General features: G+C 68.6%; 11 protein-coding genes. 8 read left to right on the top strand and 3 right to left on the bottom strand.

Translation table 11 applies throughout. From position 1 onward, the window contains the following. Nucleotides 1-22 precede the first annotated feature (22 nt). Nucleotides 23-334, top strand: a complete 312-nt coding sequence (locus AAG688_RS00785; protein ID WP_411833469.1) for an I78 family peptidase inhibitor — start codon at nucleotides 23-25, stop codon at nucleotides 332-334. A 186-nt stretch (nucleotides 335-520) separates the two neighbouring features. Here the strand turns inward: AAG688_RS00785 and AAG688_RS00780 are convergent, their stop codons facing one another. Next, nucleotides 521-1,627 (bottom strand): DNA topoisomerase IB, encoded by a 1,107-nt coding sequence (locus tag AAG688_RS00780; protein ID WP_411833468.1) that lies wholly within the window; start codon nucleotides 1,625-1,627, stop codon nucleotides 521-523. Between the two features lie 125 nt (nucleotides 1,628-1,752). Here AAG688_RS00780 and AAG688_RS00775 point away from each other — a divergent pair, with 125 nt between their 5' ends. The 6 genes from AAG688_RS00775 to AAG688_RS00750 all read left to right on the top strand — a co-directional run bounded on the left by AAG688_RS00775 (nucleotide 1,753) and on the right by AAG688_RS00750 (nucleotide 13,667). Next, a complete protein-coding gene (locus tag AAG688_RS00775) occupies nucleotides 1,753-2,118 on the top strand; it encodes an I78 family peptidase inhibitor (protein WP_411833467.1) in 366 nt (121 codons plus the stop codon). 537 nt (nucleotides 2,119-2,655) lie between these two features. Continuing rightward, nucleotides 2,656-7,113 (top strand): glutamate synthase large subunit, encoded by a 4,458-nt coding sequence (gltB, locus tag AAG688_RS00770; protein ID WP_411833466.1) that lies wholly within the window; start codon nucleotides 2,656-2,658, stop codon nucleotides 7,111-7,113. Between the two features lie 115 nt (nucleotides 7,114-7,228). After that, nucleotides 7,229-8,680, top strand: coding sequence for an FAD-dependent oxidoreductase (locus tag AAG688_RS00765; protein ID WP_411833465.1), 1,452 nt, complete (start codon nucleotides 7,229-7,231; stop codon nucleotides 8,678-8,680). 402 nt (nucleotides 8,681-9,082) lie between these two features. Further along, the gene (locus AAG688_RS00760) at nucleotides 9,083-12,007 is read left to right on the top strand and encodes a TonB-dependent receptor domain-containing protein (RefSeq protein ID WP_411833464.1); all 2,925 of its coding nucleotides are present in this window, start codon (nucleotides 9,083-9,085) and stop codon (nucleotides 12,005-12,007) included. Between the two features lie 113 nt (nucleotides 12,008-12,120). After that, nucleotides 12,121-12,600: a hypothetical protein gene (locus AAG688_RS00755; RefSeq protein ID WP_411833463.1), complete on the top strand. Its 480-nt coding sequence runs from the start codon at nucleotides 12,121-12,123 to the stop codon at nucleotides 12,598-12,600. 185 nt (nucleotides 12,601-12,785) lie between these two features. Continuing rightward, the gene (locus AAG688_RS00750) at nucleotides 12,786-13,667 is read left to right on the top strand and encodes a methylglyoxal synthase (protein ID WP_411833462.1); all 882 of its coding nucleotides are present in this window, start codon (nucleotides 12,786-12,788) and stop codon (nucleotides 13,665-13,667) included. A 278-nt stretch (nucleotides 13,668-13,945) separates the two neighbouring features. Here the strand turns inward: AAG688_RS00750 and AAG688_RS00745 are convergent, their stop codons facing one another. Beyond that, nucleotides 13,946-14,389 carry a hypothetical protein gene (locus AAG688_RS00745; RefSeq protein ID WP_411833461.1) on the bottom strand — a complete coding sequence of 148 codons (444 nt, stop codon included), beginning with the start codon at nucleotides 14,387-14,389 and terminating at the stop codon, nucleotides 13,946-13,948. Here AAG688_RS00745 and AAG688_RS00740 point away from each other — a divergent pair. Next, nucleotides 14,388-14,813 carry a PepSY domain-containing protein gene (locus AAG688_RS00740; protein WP_411833460.1) on the top strand — a complete coding sequence of 142 codons (426 nt, stop codon included), beginning with the start codon at nucleotides 14,388-14,390 and terminating at the stop codon, nucleotides 14,811-14,813. The genes AAG688_RS00745 and AAG688_RS00740 overlap by 2 nt on opposite strands. Before the next feature lie 44 nt (nucleotides 14,814-14,857). Here the strand turns inward: AAG688_RS00740 and AAG688_RS00735 are convergent, their stop codons facing one another. Then, entirely contained in the window at nucleotides 14,858-16,126 is a 1,269-nt protein-coding gene (locus AAG688_RS00735; RefSeq protein ID WP_411835048.1) for a TCR/Tet family MFS transporter, read from the bottom strand. Nucleotides 16,127-16,164: the final 38 nt, after the last annotated feature.

Below are 16,164 nucleotides of genomic sequence, written 5' to 3'. Positions count from 1 at the left end.
ATCGCCTTCGCGGAGACGCGCCATGTTCCCTGCTCCCGTCCGTGCCCTGCCGCCGTTGCTGGCGCTGCTGTCGATGGCGCTGGCCGGCGCCTGCGCCTGCGCCAACGCGCCAGCCACCGGCGCCGGCCCCGGGATCTGCCACGCCGACGAAGTGCAATGGGCGGTCGGGCAACCCGGCGATCAGGCGACGATGGGCCGGGTCTGGCGCGAAAGTGGCGCCGGCCTGCTGCGCGCGATCGGCCCGGACCGGCCGGTGACCCGCGATCACCGCCGGGATCGCGTCAACGTGTTCCTCGACGCCGGCAACCGCATCACCGCGGTGACCTGCGGCTAGAAAGAATTTCCCCTACCTCCGTCGTCCCCGCGAAGGTAGGAACGACGGTCTTCAGGTTTTCCCCAAGTTCGGGGGAAACGCCTGTAGCGCCGAGCTTGCTCGGCGGATGCCTGCCGGGGGAGCGGAGTAAGCTCCGCTCTACGCCATGCCGGGGACGGAGGGTCCCGTGTCATTCGCGGCGGGCTTTCATCTCCCCGGGACGTGCCGCCGCCCGGCCTTGCGCCGCGCCGCGCGGCTGGCGCGCAGGAACCTCAGCGCCGCCTGTTCCCACTGCCGATCGCCGCGCGCGCCGGCGGCGGTCCGCTGCACGCGTCCCTCGCGCCAGCCGGCGAACACCTGCGGATCGATATAGGCCTTGCGGCAGACCGCCGGCGTATTGCCCAGCGCCACGGCCACCGCCTTGATCACCTCGTTCTGCGCACGCACGAGCGCCGCCTCGCTGGCCGGCTCCGGCAGCGGCAGCGCCGCCAGCCGCTGGAACGCCGCCAGCGTGCCGCCCCAGGTGCGGAAATCCTTGGCGGTGAACGCCTCGCCCATCGCCTCGCGCAGGTAGCCGTTGACGTCGGACGAATCGACCGGGCAAACCGCGCCGTCGTCGTCGCGATACTGGAACAGCGCCTGCCCGGGCAGTTGCTGGCACTGCCTGACCAACCCGGCCAGCCGTGCGTCGTCCACCTCGACGTCGTGCTCCAGCCCGCCCTTGCCGCGGAAGCGCAAACGCACGCGACCGCCGCGCACGAACTCGGCATGGCGGTTGCGCAGCGTGGTCAGCCCATAGGAGCGGTTGCTGCGCGCGTACTCGGCGTTGCCCACCCGCACCAGCGTGTCGGCCATCAGCGCCACCACCAGCGCCAGCACCTTCGCGCGCGGGAAACCGGGCAACGCCAGGTCGCGGCGCAGGCGCCGCCGCAGCTTCGGCAGCGCCTGGCCGAAGGCGGCCACGCGATCGAACTTGCCGTCGCCGCGCGCCGCGCTCCAGTCGGGATGGTAGCGGTACTGCTTGCGCCGGCGTGCATCGCGACCGGTGGCTTGCAGGTGTCCGTGCGGCAGCCGGCAGATCCACACCTCGGTATAGGCCGGCGGGATCGCCAGCGCGCGGATGCGCGCCAGCGTGGCGGTGTCGCGCACCGGCGCTCCGGCCGGGTCGCGGTAGGCGAAGCCCTTGCCGCAGCGGCGGCGCGCGATGCCCGGCTCGGCGTCGCTGACGTAGACCAGCCCGGCGGCGTCCGCATGCGCGACGGCCTCGACGCTGGCGGCGGGAACAGGGGCGACGTCCAGGGAGCGCGGCGGCATGGGGGGATTCTGGCCGGCGCCGATGAACGCGCCGTCAAGCCGCCCGACCCGGGCAAGTCCGGTTAACGACACGCGAATGCTTTTTCGGCGATGCTCCGCCCCATCACCTCCGAGGAGACCCGCGCATGACCCGTACCGCGATGACCGCCCTGCTGCTGTGCCTGTCCCTGTCCGCCTGCGACAACGCGCCGGACGAACAGACCACCGCGCTGGAACAGTCGCAGGCCGCCGCCGCCGAAGCCGCGCAACCGTCGACCGAGCCGCCGCTGGAAGCGCCGCCGGTACTGGGCAGCTGCGACGACTCGCAGGCGCAGTGGGCGATCGGCAAGACGCTGACCGAGGCCGAGGTCGTGCAGGTCCGCACCGACGCCAAGGCCGAGGCCACGCGCATCCTCAAGCCCGGCCAGGCGGTGACGATGGAGTACAACGCCAACCGCATCAACATCGAGCAGGACGAGCAGGGCGTGGTCACCGCCGTGCGCTGCGGCTGATCGCGCAGCACATCGCTGCATGACGCATCTCCATGCGCCAGGACATCTCGTTCGACCACGCGACACCTCCGTCGTTCCCGCCAAGGCGGGACGACGGAAAAATCTGATATCGAAAAATACTCTGGGGATGAGCTGCACGGAATGGATGCGGCCACTCCAGGCCGACACTGTTTCGCGGCGTCCCCATCCGCCTTCGGCACCTTCCCCCGCAAGCGGCGGAAGGGGGCTTCTGCTGGATTCTTTTTTCTTCCATCGCATGGCGCGTGGCATCCACGCATCGCCACGATGCATCGGCAGATGCGGAGTGCGGCAAATCCAGTCGAATACCTTTCGCGCATTCACCAAACCCCTTGTTTCCAGGCTTCTGGTGTTGCTTTGGTCTGGCTTCCGCACGCGCTCGAAAAGTTGCTTTTGCAACTAAGATTGCGCAGTTGCGGCACCGCAACATCTATGCTTTAGTCGGGCTTCCGGTGACATTTCGAAGTGCCGTTGCGCGGGCAGGGCACGGTGTCGCCGTCAGCACGCTTCGAGGCAGACATGGCCCCCCGCAATCGCCAAGGGCTCTACGATCCGAACGACGAACGCGACGCCTGCGGCTTCGGCATGATCGCCCAGCTCGACGATCAACCGTCGCGCGCGCTCGTCGACACCGCCATCGCCGCGCTCTCGCGCATGACCCATCGCGGCGGCGTCGCCGCCGACGGCCTGACCGGCGACGGCTGCGGCCTGCTGATCCGCAAACCCGACGCCTTCCTGCGCGCGCTCGCCGCCGAGGCCGGCATCGATCCCGGCGCGCGCTACGCCGCCGGCCTGGTGTTCCTGCCGCGCGATCCGGCGCTGGCCGCGCAATGCCGGCAGACGCTGCAAGCCGAGCTGGAAAACGCCGGCACGGCCGTGCGCGGCTGGCGCGTGCCGCCCACCGACGAGCGCGTCTGCGGCCAGCTGGCGCGCGACACGCTGCCGCGCATCGAGCAGGTGTTCGTCGCCGCGGGCGATGCGCAGGACGACGACGCGTTCGCTCTCGCGCTGTTCCTGGCGCGCCGCCGCGCCGAGCAGCGGTTGCGCGAAACCTCGTCCGATTTCTACGTGGTGACGCTGTCGCCGCACGCCATCGGCTACAAGGGCATGGTGCTGCCGGACAAGCTGGCGGTGTTCTATCCCGACCTGCAACGCGGCGAGCTGGCCAGCAGCGCGGTGGTGTTCCACCAGCGCTTCTCCACCAACACGCTGCCGCGCTGGCCGCTGGCGCATCCGTTCCGGCTGCTCGCCCACAACGGCGAGATCAACACCATCGAGGGCAACCGCCGCTGGGCGCAGGCGCGCAGCAAGGTGTGGAAGACGCCGCGCTTCGACATCGCCCAGTTCGACCCAGTGATCTCGATGCACGGCTCGGACTCGCAGAGCCTGGACAACATGCTGGAACTGCTGGTGGCCGGCGGCATGGAGCTGATCCAGGCGCTGCGCATCCTGGTGCCGCCGGCGACCCAGTCGCTGGAGTTCAAGGACGCCGACCTGGCCGCGTTCTACGAGTTCTACGGCCTCAACACCGAGCCGTGGGACGGCCCGGCCGGCATCGTCTCGATGGACGCGCGCTACGCGGTGTGCACGCTGGACCGCAACGGCCTGCGCCCGGCGCGCTGGATGCTGACCTCGGATCGCCACTTCATCGTCGCCAGCGAGGCCGGCGTGTGGGAAGTGCCGACCGAGCGCGTCGTGCGCAAGGGCAAGCTCGGCCCCGGCGAGATGATGGCCATCGACCTGAAGCGCGGCGACCTGCTCGACAGCGACGCGGTCGATCGCATCAACCGCGGCCGCGCGCCGTACAAGCAGTGGCTGCACCAGGGCGTGACCTACCTGCAGACCGAGCTGATCGATCCCTCGCTGACCGACGCGCCGTTCGACGAGAAGACCCTGCGCGGCTTCCACAAGCTGTTCCAGCTCACCAGCGAGGAGGTCGAGCTGGTGCTGCGCCCGCTGGCCGAGACCGAGCAGGAAGCCACCGGCTCGATGGGCGACGACACCCCGATGGCGGTGCTGAGCCGGCAGACGCGGCCGCTGTACGACTACTTCCGCCAGGCGTTCGCGCAGGTCACCAACCCGCCGCTGGATCCGCTGCGCGAGGACTGCGTGATGTCGCTGGCCACGCAGCTGGGCAAGGAGACCAACATCTTCCACGCCGGCGCGGAGACGGTGAACCACGTCATCCTCAACTCGCCGGTGCTGAGCCAGCGCAAGCTGCGCCAGATCGTGAAGATGGCGCCGTACGATCGCAAGCACCGCTACATCGATCTGTCCTACGACGCCGCGGAAGGATTGAAGGCCGGCATCGAACGCGTCTGCCGCGAGGTCGCGCAGGCCGCGCGCGAGGGCATGGTGATGGTGGTGCTGAGCGATCGCCGGCCGCAGCACGGCCGGCCGATGATCCACGCGCTGCTGGCCACCGGCGCGGTGCACCACCACCTGTGCCGCGAGGGCCTGCGCTGCGACGTCAACCTGATCGTCGAGACCGGAACCGCGCGCGACCCGCACCACATCGCCTGCCTGATCGGCGTCGGCGCCACCGCGGTGTACCCGTACCTGGCCTACCAGACGCTGTTCGACCTGGGCCGGCGCGGCATCCTCCAGATCAAGAAGGGCGGCGAGCAGGCGCAGATCGGCCGCAGCTACCGCAAGGGCGTCTACAAGGGCCTGTCCAAGATCATCTCGAAGATGGGCATCTGCACGATCAGCAGCTACCGCGGCGCGCAGCTGTTCGAGATCGTCGGGCTGGATCCGGACGTGGTCGATCTGTGCTTCGCCGACACGCCGGCGCGCATCGGCGGCGTGGGCTTCGACAGGCTGGACGCCGAGGCGCGCCAGCTCGAGGCGCGTGCCTGGGACGATCGGCACGCGCCGGAACTGGGCGGCCTGCTCAAGTACGTGCACGGCGGCGAGTACCACATGTACAACCCGGACGTGGTGACGACGCTGCAACGCGCCACCCGCAGCGGCGACGCGCGCGACTGGCAGGCCTACGCCGACGCGGTGAACTCGCGCCCGCCCTCGGCGCTGCGCGATCTGCTGCGGCTGAAGCGGGCCGCCACGCCGGTGCCGCTGGACGAGGTGGCCGACGCGTCCGACCTGCTTCGCCGCTTCGACACCGCCGCGATCAGCCTGGGCGCGCTGTCGCCGGAGGCGCACGAGGCGCTGGCGATCGCGATGAACCGGCTGGGCGGGCGCAGCAACTCGGGCGAGGGCGGCGAGGATCCGGCGCGCTACGGCACCGACAGGCGCAGCAAGATCAAGCAGGTGGCCTCGGGCCGATTCGGCGTCACCCCGGAATACCTGGTCAACGCCGAGGTCCTGCAAATCAAGGTCGCGCAGGGCGCCAAGCCCGGCGAGGGCGGACAGCTGCCCGGTCACAAGGTCAACGAGACCATCGCGCGGCTGCGCTACGCGCGGCCGGGCATCGGCCTGATCTCGCCACCGCCGCACCACGACATCTATTCCATCGAAGACCTCGCCCAACTCATCTATGACCTCAAGCAGGTCAATCCGCAGGCGCAAGTATCGGTCAAGCTGGTCAGCCATGCCGGCGTGGGCACCATCGCCGCCGGCGTGGTCAAGGCCGGCGCCGACCTCATCACCATCTCCGGCCACGACGGCGGCACCGGCGCCAGCCCGATCAGCTCGATCCGCTACGCCGGCGTGCCGTGGGAACTGGGCGTGGCCGAGGCGCACCAGGCGCTGGTCGCCAACCAGCTGCGCGAGCGCGCGGTGCTGCAGACCGACGGCGGCCTGAAGACCGGCCTGGACGTGGTCAAGGCGGCGCTGCTGGGCGCCGACAGCTTCGGCTTCGGCACCGCGCCGATGATCGTGCTGGGCTGCAAGTACCTGCGCATCTGCCACCTCAACAACTGCGCCACCGGCGTGGCCACGCAGGACGAGCGCCTGCGCTCGCAGTACTTCACCGGCCTGCCCGAGCGGGTGGAGAACTTCTTCCGCCTGCTGAGCGAGGAAGTGCGGCAGTGGCTGTCCTGCCTGGGCGCGCGATCGCTGGACGAGATCGTCGGCCGCACCGACCTGCTGGAACAGATCGACGCCTCGCCGCGCGACGGCGTGTGCGTGGACCTGTCGCGGCTGCTGGCCGGCGCGCGGCCCGATGCCGGCGGCTGCGCGGCGCAGCGCCTGTACGAGTCGCCGGACAGCCTGGCTACGCAGATGGACGGCCTGCTGGCCGATGCCATCGCGAAGAAGTCCGGCGGCGATCACCGCTTCCTGATCCACAACACCGATCGCAGCATCGGCGCGCGCCTGTCCGGCGCGATCGCCCGCGCGCACGGCAACCTCGGCATGGCCGATGCGCCGATCGGCCTGCGCTTCCGCGGCACCGCCGGGCAGAGCTTCGGCGCGTTCAACGCCGGCGGCCTGCACATGGAGCTGGAGGGCGAGGCCAACGACTACGTCGGCAAGGGCATGGCCGGCGGCCGGCTGGTGGTGCGCCCGCCGCGCGCGGCGCGCTTCGAGGCGCGCAACACCGCCATCCTCGGCAACACCTGCCTGTACGGCGCCACCGGCGGCGAGCTGTACGCCGCCGGCCGCGCGGGCGAGCGCTTCGCCGTGCGCAACTCAGGCGCGCTGGCGGTGATCGAGGGCGCCGGCGATCACTGCTGCGAGTACATGACCGACGGCATCGTGATGGTGCTGGGCAAGGTCGGGCTGAACTTCGGCGCCGGCTTCACCGGCGGGCTGGCCTACGTGCTGGACCTGGACCGCGATTTCGTCGACCGCTACAACCACGAGCTGATCGACATCCACCGCATCAGCCCGGAAGGCTTCGAGAACTACCGCCAGCACATCCACCGGTTGATCCAGCGCCACCGCGAACTGACCGGCAGCATCTGGGCGCAGCAGATCCTCGACGAGTTCCGCGACTACATCGGCAAGTTCTGGCTGGTGAAGCCGAAGGCGGCGAGCATCGAGTCTTTGACCGAGACGCTCAAGCGGGCGGCATGAGCGACGGGAATCGGGAATGGGGAATCGGGAATGGCCAAAGCCCGGTTCCGCAGCTCGCTTCCCGCCCTCGAGTACCGCTTTTCCGATTCCCCATTCCCCATTCCCCATTCCTGCCATGAGCAAGAAACACGTCTTTCAATTCCTCGACCTCCCCCGGCAGATGCCCCAGCGCATCCCGCTGGAACTGCGCACGGCCGGCGACTGGGGCGAGCTGTACGGCCGCTTCGGCAGGGAGGAAGCGCAGTACCAGGCCGGGCGCTGCCTGGATTGCGGCAATCCGTATTGCAGCTGGAAGTGCCCGGTGCACAACGCCATCCCGCAATGGCTGCAACTGGTGCAGGAGAACCGCATCGAGGAAGCCGCCGCGCTGTGCCATTCAACCAACCCGCTGCCGGAGGTATGCGGCCGGGTCTGTCCGCAGGACCGGTTGTGCGAAGGCGCCTGCACGCTGGAGCCGTTCGGCGCGGTCACCATCGGCGCGGTCGAGAAGTTCATCACCGACACCGCGCTGGCCAACGGCTGGCGGCCGGACCTGAGCGACGTCGTCCCCACCGGCAAGCGCGTGGCGGTGATCGGCGCAGGTCCTGCCGGACTGGGTTGCGCGGACCGGCTGGCGCGCGCCGGCGTCCAGGCGGTGGTGTTTGATCGCTACGAGCAGATCGGCGGGCTGCTGCAGTTCGGCATCCCCAGCTTCAAGCTGGACAAGAGCGTCATCGCCCGGCGCCGCGAGGTGCTCGAGGGCATGGGCGTGGCGTTCTGCCTCGGCGTGGAGATCGGCCGCGACGTGACCCTGCCACAGCTACTGGACGAATACGACGCGGTGTTCGTCGGCACCGGCGCCTACCGCTACACCGACGGCGGCCTGGCCGGGCAGGACCTCGACGGCGTGTTGCCGGCGCTGCCGTTCCTGGTGCAGAACGGCCGCATCGTCGGCGGCAACGATCCGTGGGGCCGGCCGATCGCCGGCTGGGAGGACAGGATCCAGCTGCCCGACCTGGCCGGCCTGCGCGTGGTCGTGCTCGGCGGCGGCGACACCGGCATGGACTGCGTGCGCAGCGCGATCCGCCTGGGCGCGGCGCGGGTGACCTGCGCCTACCGCCGCGACGAGGCCAACATGCCCGGCTCGGCGCGCGAGGTCGCCAACGCGCGCGAGGAGGGCGTGCGCTTCCTGTTCAACCGCCAGCCGCTGGCGATCGAGGGCGACGCCGACGGCAAGGTGGTCGGCGTGCGCGTGGTCGAGACCCGGCTCGGCGAGCCGGACGAACACGGCCGCCAGCGCGCGGAACCTGTGGAAGGCAGCGAATCGCTGCTGGAGGCCGACGTGGTGATCATCGCGTTCGGCTTCTCGCCCAGCGTGCCGCGCTGGCTGGCCGAGGCCGGCGTCGAGGCCACGCCGAACGGTCGCGTCGTCGCCGGCGGCGACGAGCGCCTGCCCTACCAGACCACGCACCCGAAGCTGTTCGCCGGCGGCGACTGCGTGCGTGGCGCCGACCTGGTCGTCACCGCGGTGGCCGAAGGCCGCGACGCAGCGGCCAGCATCGCCCATTGGCTGCGGATTCCGGGATAGGTTCCTGGACGACAGCTTGGTTCTGATCACGTTTTCTGGGGAATGCAGGTCTCACATCCGTCTGCCGCATGGGCCGGCATGAAAGATGGAATCGAGTCATCCATGCTCCTCATGGGCACGGGTTTTTCATGCCGCTGCAAGGCAAACGATGCCGATGCAGGAATGGGGAACCGGACAGATGGCGCGCGAATAACAGCCATTCGCATCATCTGGTCCGTGGTCCACGTCCGCTTTATGTCTTTGATTGATCGGTACTTGTACATCCCTTTGCTGATCACGGCCCTACGTTTAACAACGCTTTAATTATCCGGAAAGGGCACCTATCATCGGGTCGCCCGGCCTCTTGCAGATCTTTTCAGCCGGGATTCTTGGGTCCATGACCCCTATTCGGAGAGAGAGAGAATGAACTGTAAACGCAGCAAATTGCGCGACGCGGTTGTTTACGCATTGGCAGTCGGCATCGCCAGCTTCGCCGCTACCGGCAGCGTCCTGGCCCAGGCCCAGGCGCAGGACGAACAGGAAGGCGAAGCCACGACGCTCGATCGCATCCAGGTCACCGGTAGTCGCATCACCATCCCCGGCGTCGCTTCCACCACGCCTGTCGCCAGCATCGAGCGCGAGGACTTCCTGCGCACCCAGCCCGTGGCGGTGGAAGAGTTCGTCCGCGGCATGCCCAGCATCACGCCCTCGATTGGCCCCGGCACCAACAACGGTACGGGCGGCGCTGCGGAAATCGACATGCGCGGCCTCGGCTCCAACCGAACCCTGGTCCTCATCGACGGTCGTCGTCCCGTCCCGTATGACCTCGCCGGCGTGGTCGATACCAACACCATCCCGATTGCCCTGCTGCAGAGCGTGGACCTGCTGACCGGCGGCGCGTCGGTCGTCTACGGCGCGGACGCGATCTCGGGCGTGGCCAACTTCATTCTCCGCCGTGACTTCGAAGGCGCGGAATTCTCGTCCAGCTACGGTGAATCGAAGTACGGCGATGGCGCCCGCCAGCGCATGGAATTGACGCTTGGCGCCAACACCGACGACGGCCGCGGCAACGCCGTCCTCAGCTTCGGCCACACCAAGGTCGACCCGATTCTCCAGGGCAACCGCCCCTGGGGCGAATACGCGCTGTTCTCCGACGACGGCAGCCAGGGCGGATCCGGCACGACCATCCCGGGCCGGTTCTCCATCGCAAGCACCTGGGACCCGGATGACCCGAACCGCGTCCCCAGCATCAGCGGCCAGCAGATCGACATCGCCACCGGCAGGCTGGTCCCCAGCTACTATTTCTACAACTACAACCCGCTGAACTACTTCCAGACCGGCCTGGATCGCTATCAGGCCACCGCGCTGGGCCGGTTCGAGCTCAGCCGCCACGCCGAAATCTACGGCCAGCTCAACTACACGCGCTCCCAGGTCGGCTCCACGCTGGCCCCCAGCGGTGTCTTCGGTGAATCCATCAACGTGCCGATCGGCAACCCGTACCTGCCGGAGGCCATGCGCCAGCAGATCTGCGCGGTCCGCCAGATCGCGGCGGCCGACTGCGTCGCCGGCGCCAACGGAACCACGCTCGTGCCGATGTCGATTTCCCGCCGCCTGGTCGAACTCGGGCCGCGCCTGAGCGACTTCGACACCAAGACCTTCCAGGTCACCGCCGGCCTGCGCGGGGATATCAACGACAACTGGCGCTACGACGCTTTCTGGTCGCATGGCGAATCCGAACAGCTGCAGATTTCGGGCAACTGGGGCTCGCTGTCCAAGGTCCGGCAGGCGCTGAACGCGCTCAGCACCACCGCGTGCGTGGATCCGAGCAATGGCTGCGTCCCGCTGAACATCTGGGGTGATGCCGGCTCGATCACGCCCGAGCAGCTGGCCTTCATCAACCTCAGTTCGTACGCGCTGCAGAACGTCGAGCAGAACAACGCGGCCTTCACCGTGTCCGGCGATCTCGGCGAGCTCAACAGCCCCTGGTCCGATTACCCGATCGGCGTGGCGGCCGGCGTCGAGTACCGCAAGGCCAAGGCGCAGACGCGCGCCGACGCCGCCTCCCAGATCCAGGGCGAGGTCATGGGCACCGGCGCGCCGTTCCCGGATCGCCAGGGTGGCTTCTCGCTGAAGGAAGCCTTCGCCGAAGTCATCGTGCCGCTGGTCAACGGCGTCACCGGCGCCCAATCCCTGTCGCTGGAACTGGGTTACCGCCATTCCGACTTCAGCACCGACGCCGGCACCGGCGACGACTACGGCAGCTGGAAGTACGGCCTGGAATGGGCTCCGATCGAGAGCCTGCGCTTCCGCGGCATGTTCCAGCGCGCGACCCGTGCGCCGAACATCGGCGAGTTGTTCGCGCCGCAGGTCACCGGGCTGGACAACATGGCCGTCGATCCCTGCGCGGGCAGCGCCATCAACGTCGCCCAGGCCAACACCCCGGGAACGCTGTCCAACCTGTGCCGCGAGACCGGCGTGCCGGTGGCGTTCATCGGCAACCTCGATCAGCCGTCCGCGGCCCAGGTCAACGTCCTGACTGGTGGCAACCCGCTGCTGAAGCCAGAACTGGCCGATACCCAGACCCTCGGCCTGGTATGGACGCCGACCGGCAACCTGGCCATCACCTTCGACTACTGGAAGATCGAGCTGGAAGACGCGGTTTCGTCCCAGAGCGTGGCCGACGTGGTGGATGGCTGCTACAACGCGGCGCTGAACCCGGGCCTGACCTTCAACGCGAACTGCGCCCTGATTGGCCGCTCTCCCGCCAACGGCACGTTCAACGGCTCCGATGCGCCGGGCATCGGCCTGTTGATCTCCAACCTGGGCCGCATCAAGAAGGACGGCTTCGACCTGGGCGTGCGCTACGGCCACGAGTTGCCGGGATCGCTCGGCCGGCTGAACTACGCGCTGGACATCACCAAGGTCACCAGCGATGACTTCGAGGCCACCCCGACCTCGGGCGTGCGCGATTGCCTGGGCTACTACAGCACCAGCTGCACCCCGAGCCACGATCTGAAGTCGCTGCTGCGCACGACCTGGAACTACGACGCCCTCTCGGTGTCGCTGGCCTGGCGCTACAACAGTTCCCTCGAGGTGGAACCGGGCACCGGTCCCTGGTTCGAGCCGTTCGAGAGCATTCCCTCGTATAGCTACTTCGACCTGGGCGTGGGCTACGACGCGCCGTTCAATGCCCGCATCACCCTGGCGGTCAACAATCTCACCGACAAGAAGCCGCCGATCGTGGGCAGCGATATCGGTTCGACCACCCAGAACAGCGGCAACACCTTCCCGCAGTGGTACGACACCGTCGGCCGTTACTACAGCCTCGGCGTCACGTTCAACTTCTGACCGCAGTCATTGCAGCACTTCGGGAGACGGGCGCAAGCCCGTCTCCCTTTTACGCCGGATAGCCATCGCCATTCCGGTCCCCACGATGCGACATCTCCATCCGGAGCCTGGGCATGTTCTCCCTTGCATACAGACTGGCGTTTCTCCTCGCGCTCTCGCCGATCGTCCATGCCGAAGAAGGACCTGCAATCCCGCTCGACCTGGACAAGCTCCGGATCGAGCAGCAGCAGCTGCTCGCCGAAGTCGAGGCCGCGCGCGAACCGTACGACCGGATGCCCCGCCAGAAGCGCACGGATTTGATCGGCCACCAGCGGCGCGTGCTCGCCCTCCTGGAAGGGAAAGCCTCAACCGCCGAACTGACCACCGATGAGCACATGGCGATCTTCAACTCGCTCGAAGCAATCAACGCGACCGTCACCAAGGCCGAAGACGATCGCCTGATCTGCACCCGGGAAAAGCGCAAGGGCAGCCATCTGACGGTCCGCGTCTGCAAGACCGCCGCCCAGATGAGACAGGAGCGCGACGCTGCCAAGGAGCTTTTGGACAGGCCGGGTTGCCTGTCGAAGCAGGCATGTTCGGGCGGTCCGCGCTGAACGGCGTGGAAACCGTCATTCCCTCGGACTGATCGACTCGACCGGCAGCCGCGACAGTGGCTGTCATCGCCAGTGCCGTGCACTGGCCGCAACCGATGCGAAGCACGCCAGCTCCGCAAGGCGTATGGACAAGCGCGCCACACACTGATGATCATGGCGCATCACGCCTGCACCGAGGGATCGCGATGCGCCTGGGCCTTGCCGCCAACCGCCTGCACCACGCCACCGGGGACGCCGCGCTGTTCCGCTGGCTGCGCGCCTGCGAGCCGGGCATCCGCGAACTGGACCTGGGCCTGCATGCGGTCGGGCGCACCTACGACGCGATTGTCGCGGCCGGCATGCTGGCCGGCCATGCCGGCCTGCGGCGCTATCCGTACGGCCGCGACGGCGGGCTGATGAAGCTGGTGGCCGAGGTGGTCGGCATGGAAGGCGACGCGCGCACGCTCGACGGCGCCTTGTACCTGATCGATCCGGTCGATCCTTCCTCCATATTCCCCGAGGCCGTCGCGCTCAAGCGCCAGTGCGTGATCCACGGCAAGCCGTTCATCTCCACCGTCGCCAGCGCGCGCGACTGGATCGAGATGGAACGCATCCACGCCGGTCTCGCACCGGATCCCGGCGCCGACGACCTGCATGCGCTGGAGCGGCAGATCCTGGCGCTGATCGCCCACGACGCGATGAAGCCGCAGATGCTGGCCTTCGCCGCCGGGCATTTCGACCTGCTCTCGCGCTGCATCCACCGCGTCGCCACCGGCACCACCGGCCAGCTTCTCAACGAACTGGCCTGGAGCCGCGGCTGGCCGGCGGGCGAGCCGTGGGTCGAGCGCCACCTCAGCGGTCCGATGGGCGGCGACGCGCAGATCGCCGACCGCGTGCTGGAAGGGCGCTGCCAGCGCGCCATCTTCTTCGAGGACCCGCACGTGGCGCGCCAGCACGAAGCCGACATCCAGCTGCTGGAGCGCGCCGTCACCACCATGACCGACGAGGCGGTGTGCATCACCTCGCCCGTCGTGGCGGCCCGCTGGGCGGTGGCGGCGGAGAAGCGGAACGGGATGGCGTACGACTGAACATCGAGCGGTTCATGCCGGGCAACGCCATCAGCCTTCCGGCAGGGCCTTCGCGAATCCGGGCAAGCCGTTTTCATCCGGAATCGCGCGGATTGACAGAATCGCCCGGGAACGAATCCAATCCATGTCGAGCCTGCGGGAGTCGCTTCGATGGAAAGCCCGTTCCAATACAAGGGGCCTGGGCAAATGCAGGATCGAATCGCTTTCCACGCACCCGTGGTCCAGCCGTCATCCAAGCCGCCGTGCTTCCCGGCACGGCCTGATCCAGGCCTTTGGCCTCAGGAGGAACTTGTGGGACTCAAGCAGAAGGCGGCCATCCTGGCCGCGGTAATTGCGACGGTCATTTCCGCACTGGCGGCCGCCACCATCGTGGGACGCGAGGTGAGGGCGGTCGAATTGCTCGCGCTTTTCGCCGGCGGCTTCGGTTCGGGGGCATCGTTTGCCGTTGCGATCATCACGATACGCGCGGCGCGCAGGAGCGCATCGGTTTCCGATACCCCGAGCGCGGCCCCTGGTGATGCTTGACCGTCCGGCCGGGCCTTCGTGCCCGTGGCCGCATCCAGGCTAACACCCTCGATCGAAACGGCCCTGTCCCGGCGCACGTGCATCGCGGGCGCGGCATGGAGGCATTCATCCAGGTGCACGCCGGGTGATTCACCCGCTGATCGCGCGGGCTGTGACAGCGTGGCGCTTCCTGCAATGACGAAAGAGGAACCGATCATGCGCAAGTCCCTCCTGTCCGCCTGCCTGCTCGCGCTGCCGCTGGTGGCCGGCGCCACGCTGGCGCAGCAGACGATGACCGAGCCGCAGGTGCGCGCGCTGCTGGCCGAGAACGGCTACACCGACATCGACGACATCGATTTCGAGGACGGCATGTGGGAGGCCGACGCCACCAGCGCGGACGGCAAGCGCGTCGACGTGCGCGTCAATCCTTCCAACGGCAACATCCTGGCCGACGCGCAGGTCTCGCGCTTCAGCGAGGCCGACATCAAGGCGCGGCTGGCGGCCGCGGGGTATTCCAGGATCCACGACGTCGATTTCGACGACGGCATCTGGAAGGCCGAGGCCGACAACGCCAACGGCGACGACGTCGAGATCCACCTGGATCCCCAGACCGGCGAGATCATCCACGTCGAGGACGACTGAGCAAGCGCGGCGGTGGCCAACCGCCGCCGCGCAATGCCGGCTGGCTATCGCGTCGGCCCGCCCGTGCCGGTCGCCGGCGCGGGCCGCGCATGCCGCCAGGCCACCAGCACGCCGATCAGCAGGCACAGGCCGGCCAGCAGCCACGGCGCACCCGGCAGCGGCAACGGCGTGCGCGGGCCGATGAACAGCGCGAAGGTGCCGGCGAACAGCATCGGCCCAAAGATGCCGGCCAGGCTCGCCAGGCTGCTCAGCGCGCCCTGCACGCGACCCTGCTCGCGCTCGCCGACCTGGCGGGTGATCAGCGCCTGCGTCGCCGGCGCGGCCAGCGCCCACAGTGCGCTGATCGGCAGGCCGAGCAGGAACATCGCACCGGTCGGCGCCCATCCGTAGACGGCGAAACCGGCCACGCCGCACATCAGCCCCAGCAGCAGCGTGCGGCGCTCGCCGATGCGCCGGACGATCCGCCCGACCAGCACCGCGTTGACGATCACGCTCATCACCCCGACGCCGGCCAGCACCCAGCTCACTTCCTTCGGCCCCCACTGGTAGCGGTGATCGGCGTACAGCACGAACACGCTGGGATAGACGAAGTGGGCCAGGTTGGCGATGAACACCACCGCGGCCAGGCCGAACACCTGCGGGTAGCGCTTGAGCAGCAGCAGCGATCCCAGCGGATTGGCGTGCGACCAATCGAAGGCGGGCGTTCGCTTTTCCTTCGGCAGCGATTCGGGCAGCACGAACAGGCCGTACAGGAAGTTGAGCAGCGCCAGCCCGCCGGCGAACCAGAACGGCAGGCGCAGGTCGATCTCGCCCAGCGTCCCGCCGATCAGCGGGCCGATCACGAAGCCGACGCCGAACGCCGCGCCGATCATGCCGTAGGCCTGCGCGCGCTTCTCCGGCGCGGTGACGTCGGCGATGTAGGCATTGGCGGTGGTGAAGCTGGCCGAGAACACCCCGGAGAACACCCGCGCCAGCAGCAGCAGCGGCAGCGTCTGCGCCACCGCCATCAGCAGGAAGTCCAGGCCCAGGCCCAGGCACGACAGCAGGATCACCAGCCGCCGCCCGTAGCGATCCGACAGCGTGCCCTGCACCGGCGCGCAGACGAACTGGATCGCGTAGAACAGCGTGCCGAACAGGCCCACCCACAGCGCCGCGCGCGCATCGTCGCCGCCGGTAAACTCCTTCACCAGCGCCGGCAGCACCGGGATGATCACGCCGAAGGCGAGGATGTCGATCAGCACCGTGACGAAGATGAAGATCAACGCGGCGCGGCGCGCGCCGGGGACCGGGACGGTATTCACTGAGCGGCGGATCCGCGTGGAAAGGCCCGGCAGTGTACCTCCGGCGTGAC

This window comes from Pseudoxanthomonas mexicana (assembly GCF_046736355.1).
In the GTDB taxonomy this organism is placed as follows: domain Bacteria; phylum Pseudomonadota; class Gammaproteobacteria; order Xanthomonadales; family Xanthomonadaceae; genus Pseudoxanthomonas_A; species Pseudoxanthomonas_A mexicana_B.
Note: the sequence above shows the minus strand (reverse complement) of the source record. Positions and strands in the feature narration are given on the sequence as shown.

What these genes read in the sequence shown, in the direction of transcription:
- AAG688_RS00785 (WP_411833469.1), top strand. Translation starts at nt 23, where the DNA reads ATGTTCCCTGCTCCCGTCCGTGCCCTGCCGCCGTTGCTGGCGCTGCTG.
- AAG688_RS00780 (WP_411833468.1), bottom strand. Translation starts at nt 1,627, where the DNA reads ATGCCGCCGCGCTCCCTGGACGTCGCCCCTGTTCCCGCCGCCAGCGTC.
- AAG688_RS00775 (WP_411833467.1), top strand. Translation starts at nt 1,753, where the DNA reads ATGACCCGTACCGCGATGACCGCCCTGCTGCTGTGCCTGTCCCTGTCC.
- gltB (WP_411833466.1), top strand. Translation starts at nt 2,656, where the DNA reads ATGGCCCCCCGCAATCGCCAAGGGCTCTACGATCCGAACGACGAACGC.
- AAG688_RS00765 (WP_411833465.1), top strand. Translation starts at nt 7,229, where the DNA reads ATGAGCAAGAAACACGTCTTTCAATTCCTCGACCTCCCCCGGCAGATG.
- AAG688_RS00760 (WP_411833464.1), top strand. Translation starts at nt 9,083, where the DNA reads ATGAACTGTAAACGCAGCAAATTGCGCGACGCGGTTGTTTACGCATTG.
- AAG688_RS00755 (WP_411833463.1), top strand. Translation starts at nt 12,121, where the DNA reads ATGTTCTCCCTTGCATACAGACTGGCGTTTCTCCTCGCGCTCTCGCCG.
- AAG688_RS00750 (WP_411833462.1), top strand. Translation starts at nt 12,786, where the DNA reads ATGCGCCTGGGCCTTGCCGCCAACCGCCTGCACCACGCCACCGGGGAC.
- AAG688_RS00740 (WP_411833460.1), top strand. Translation starts at nt 14,388, where the DNA reads ATGCGCAAGTCCCTCCTGTCCGCCTGCCTGCTCGCGCTGCCGCTGGTG.
- AAG688_RS00745 (WP_411833461.1), bottom strand. Translation starts at nt 14,389, where the DNA reads ATGATCGGTTCCTCTTTCGTCATTGCAGGAAGCGCCACGCTGTCACAG.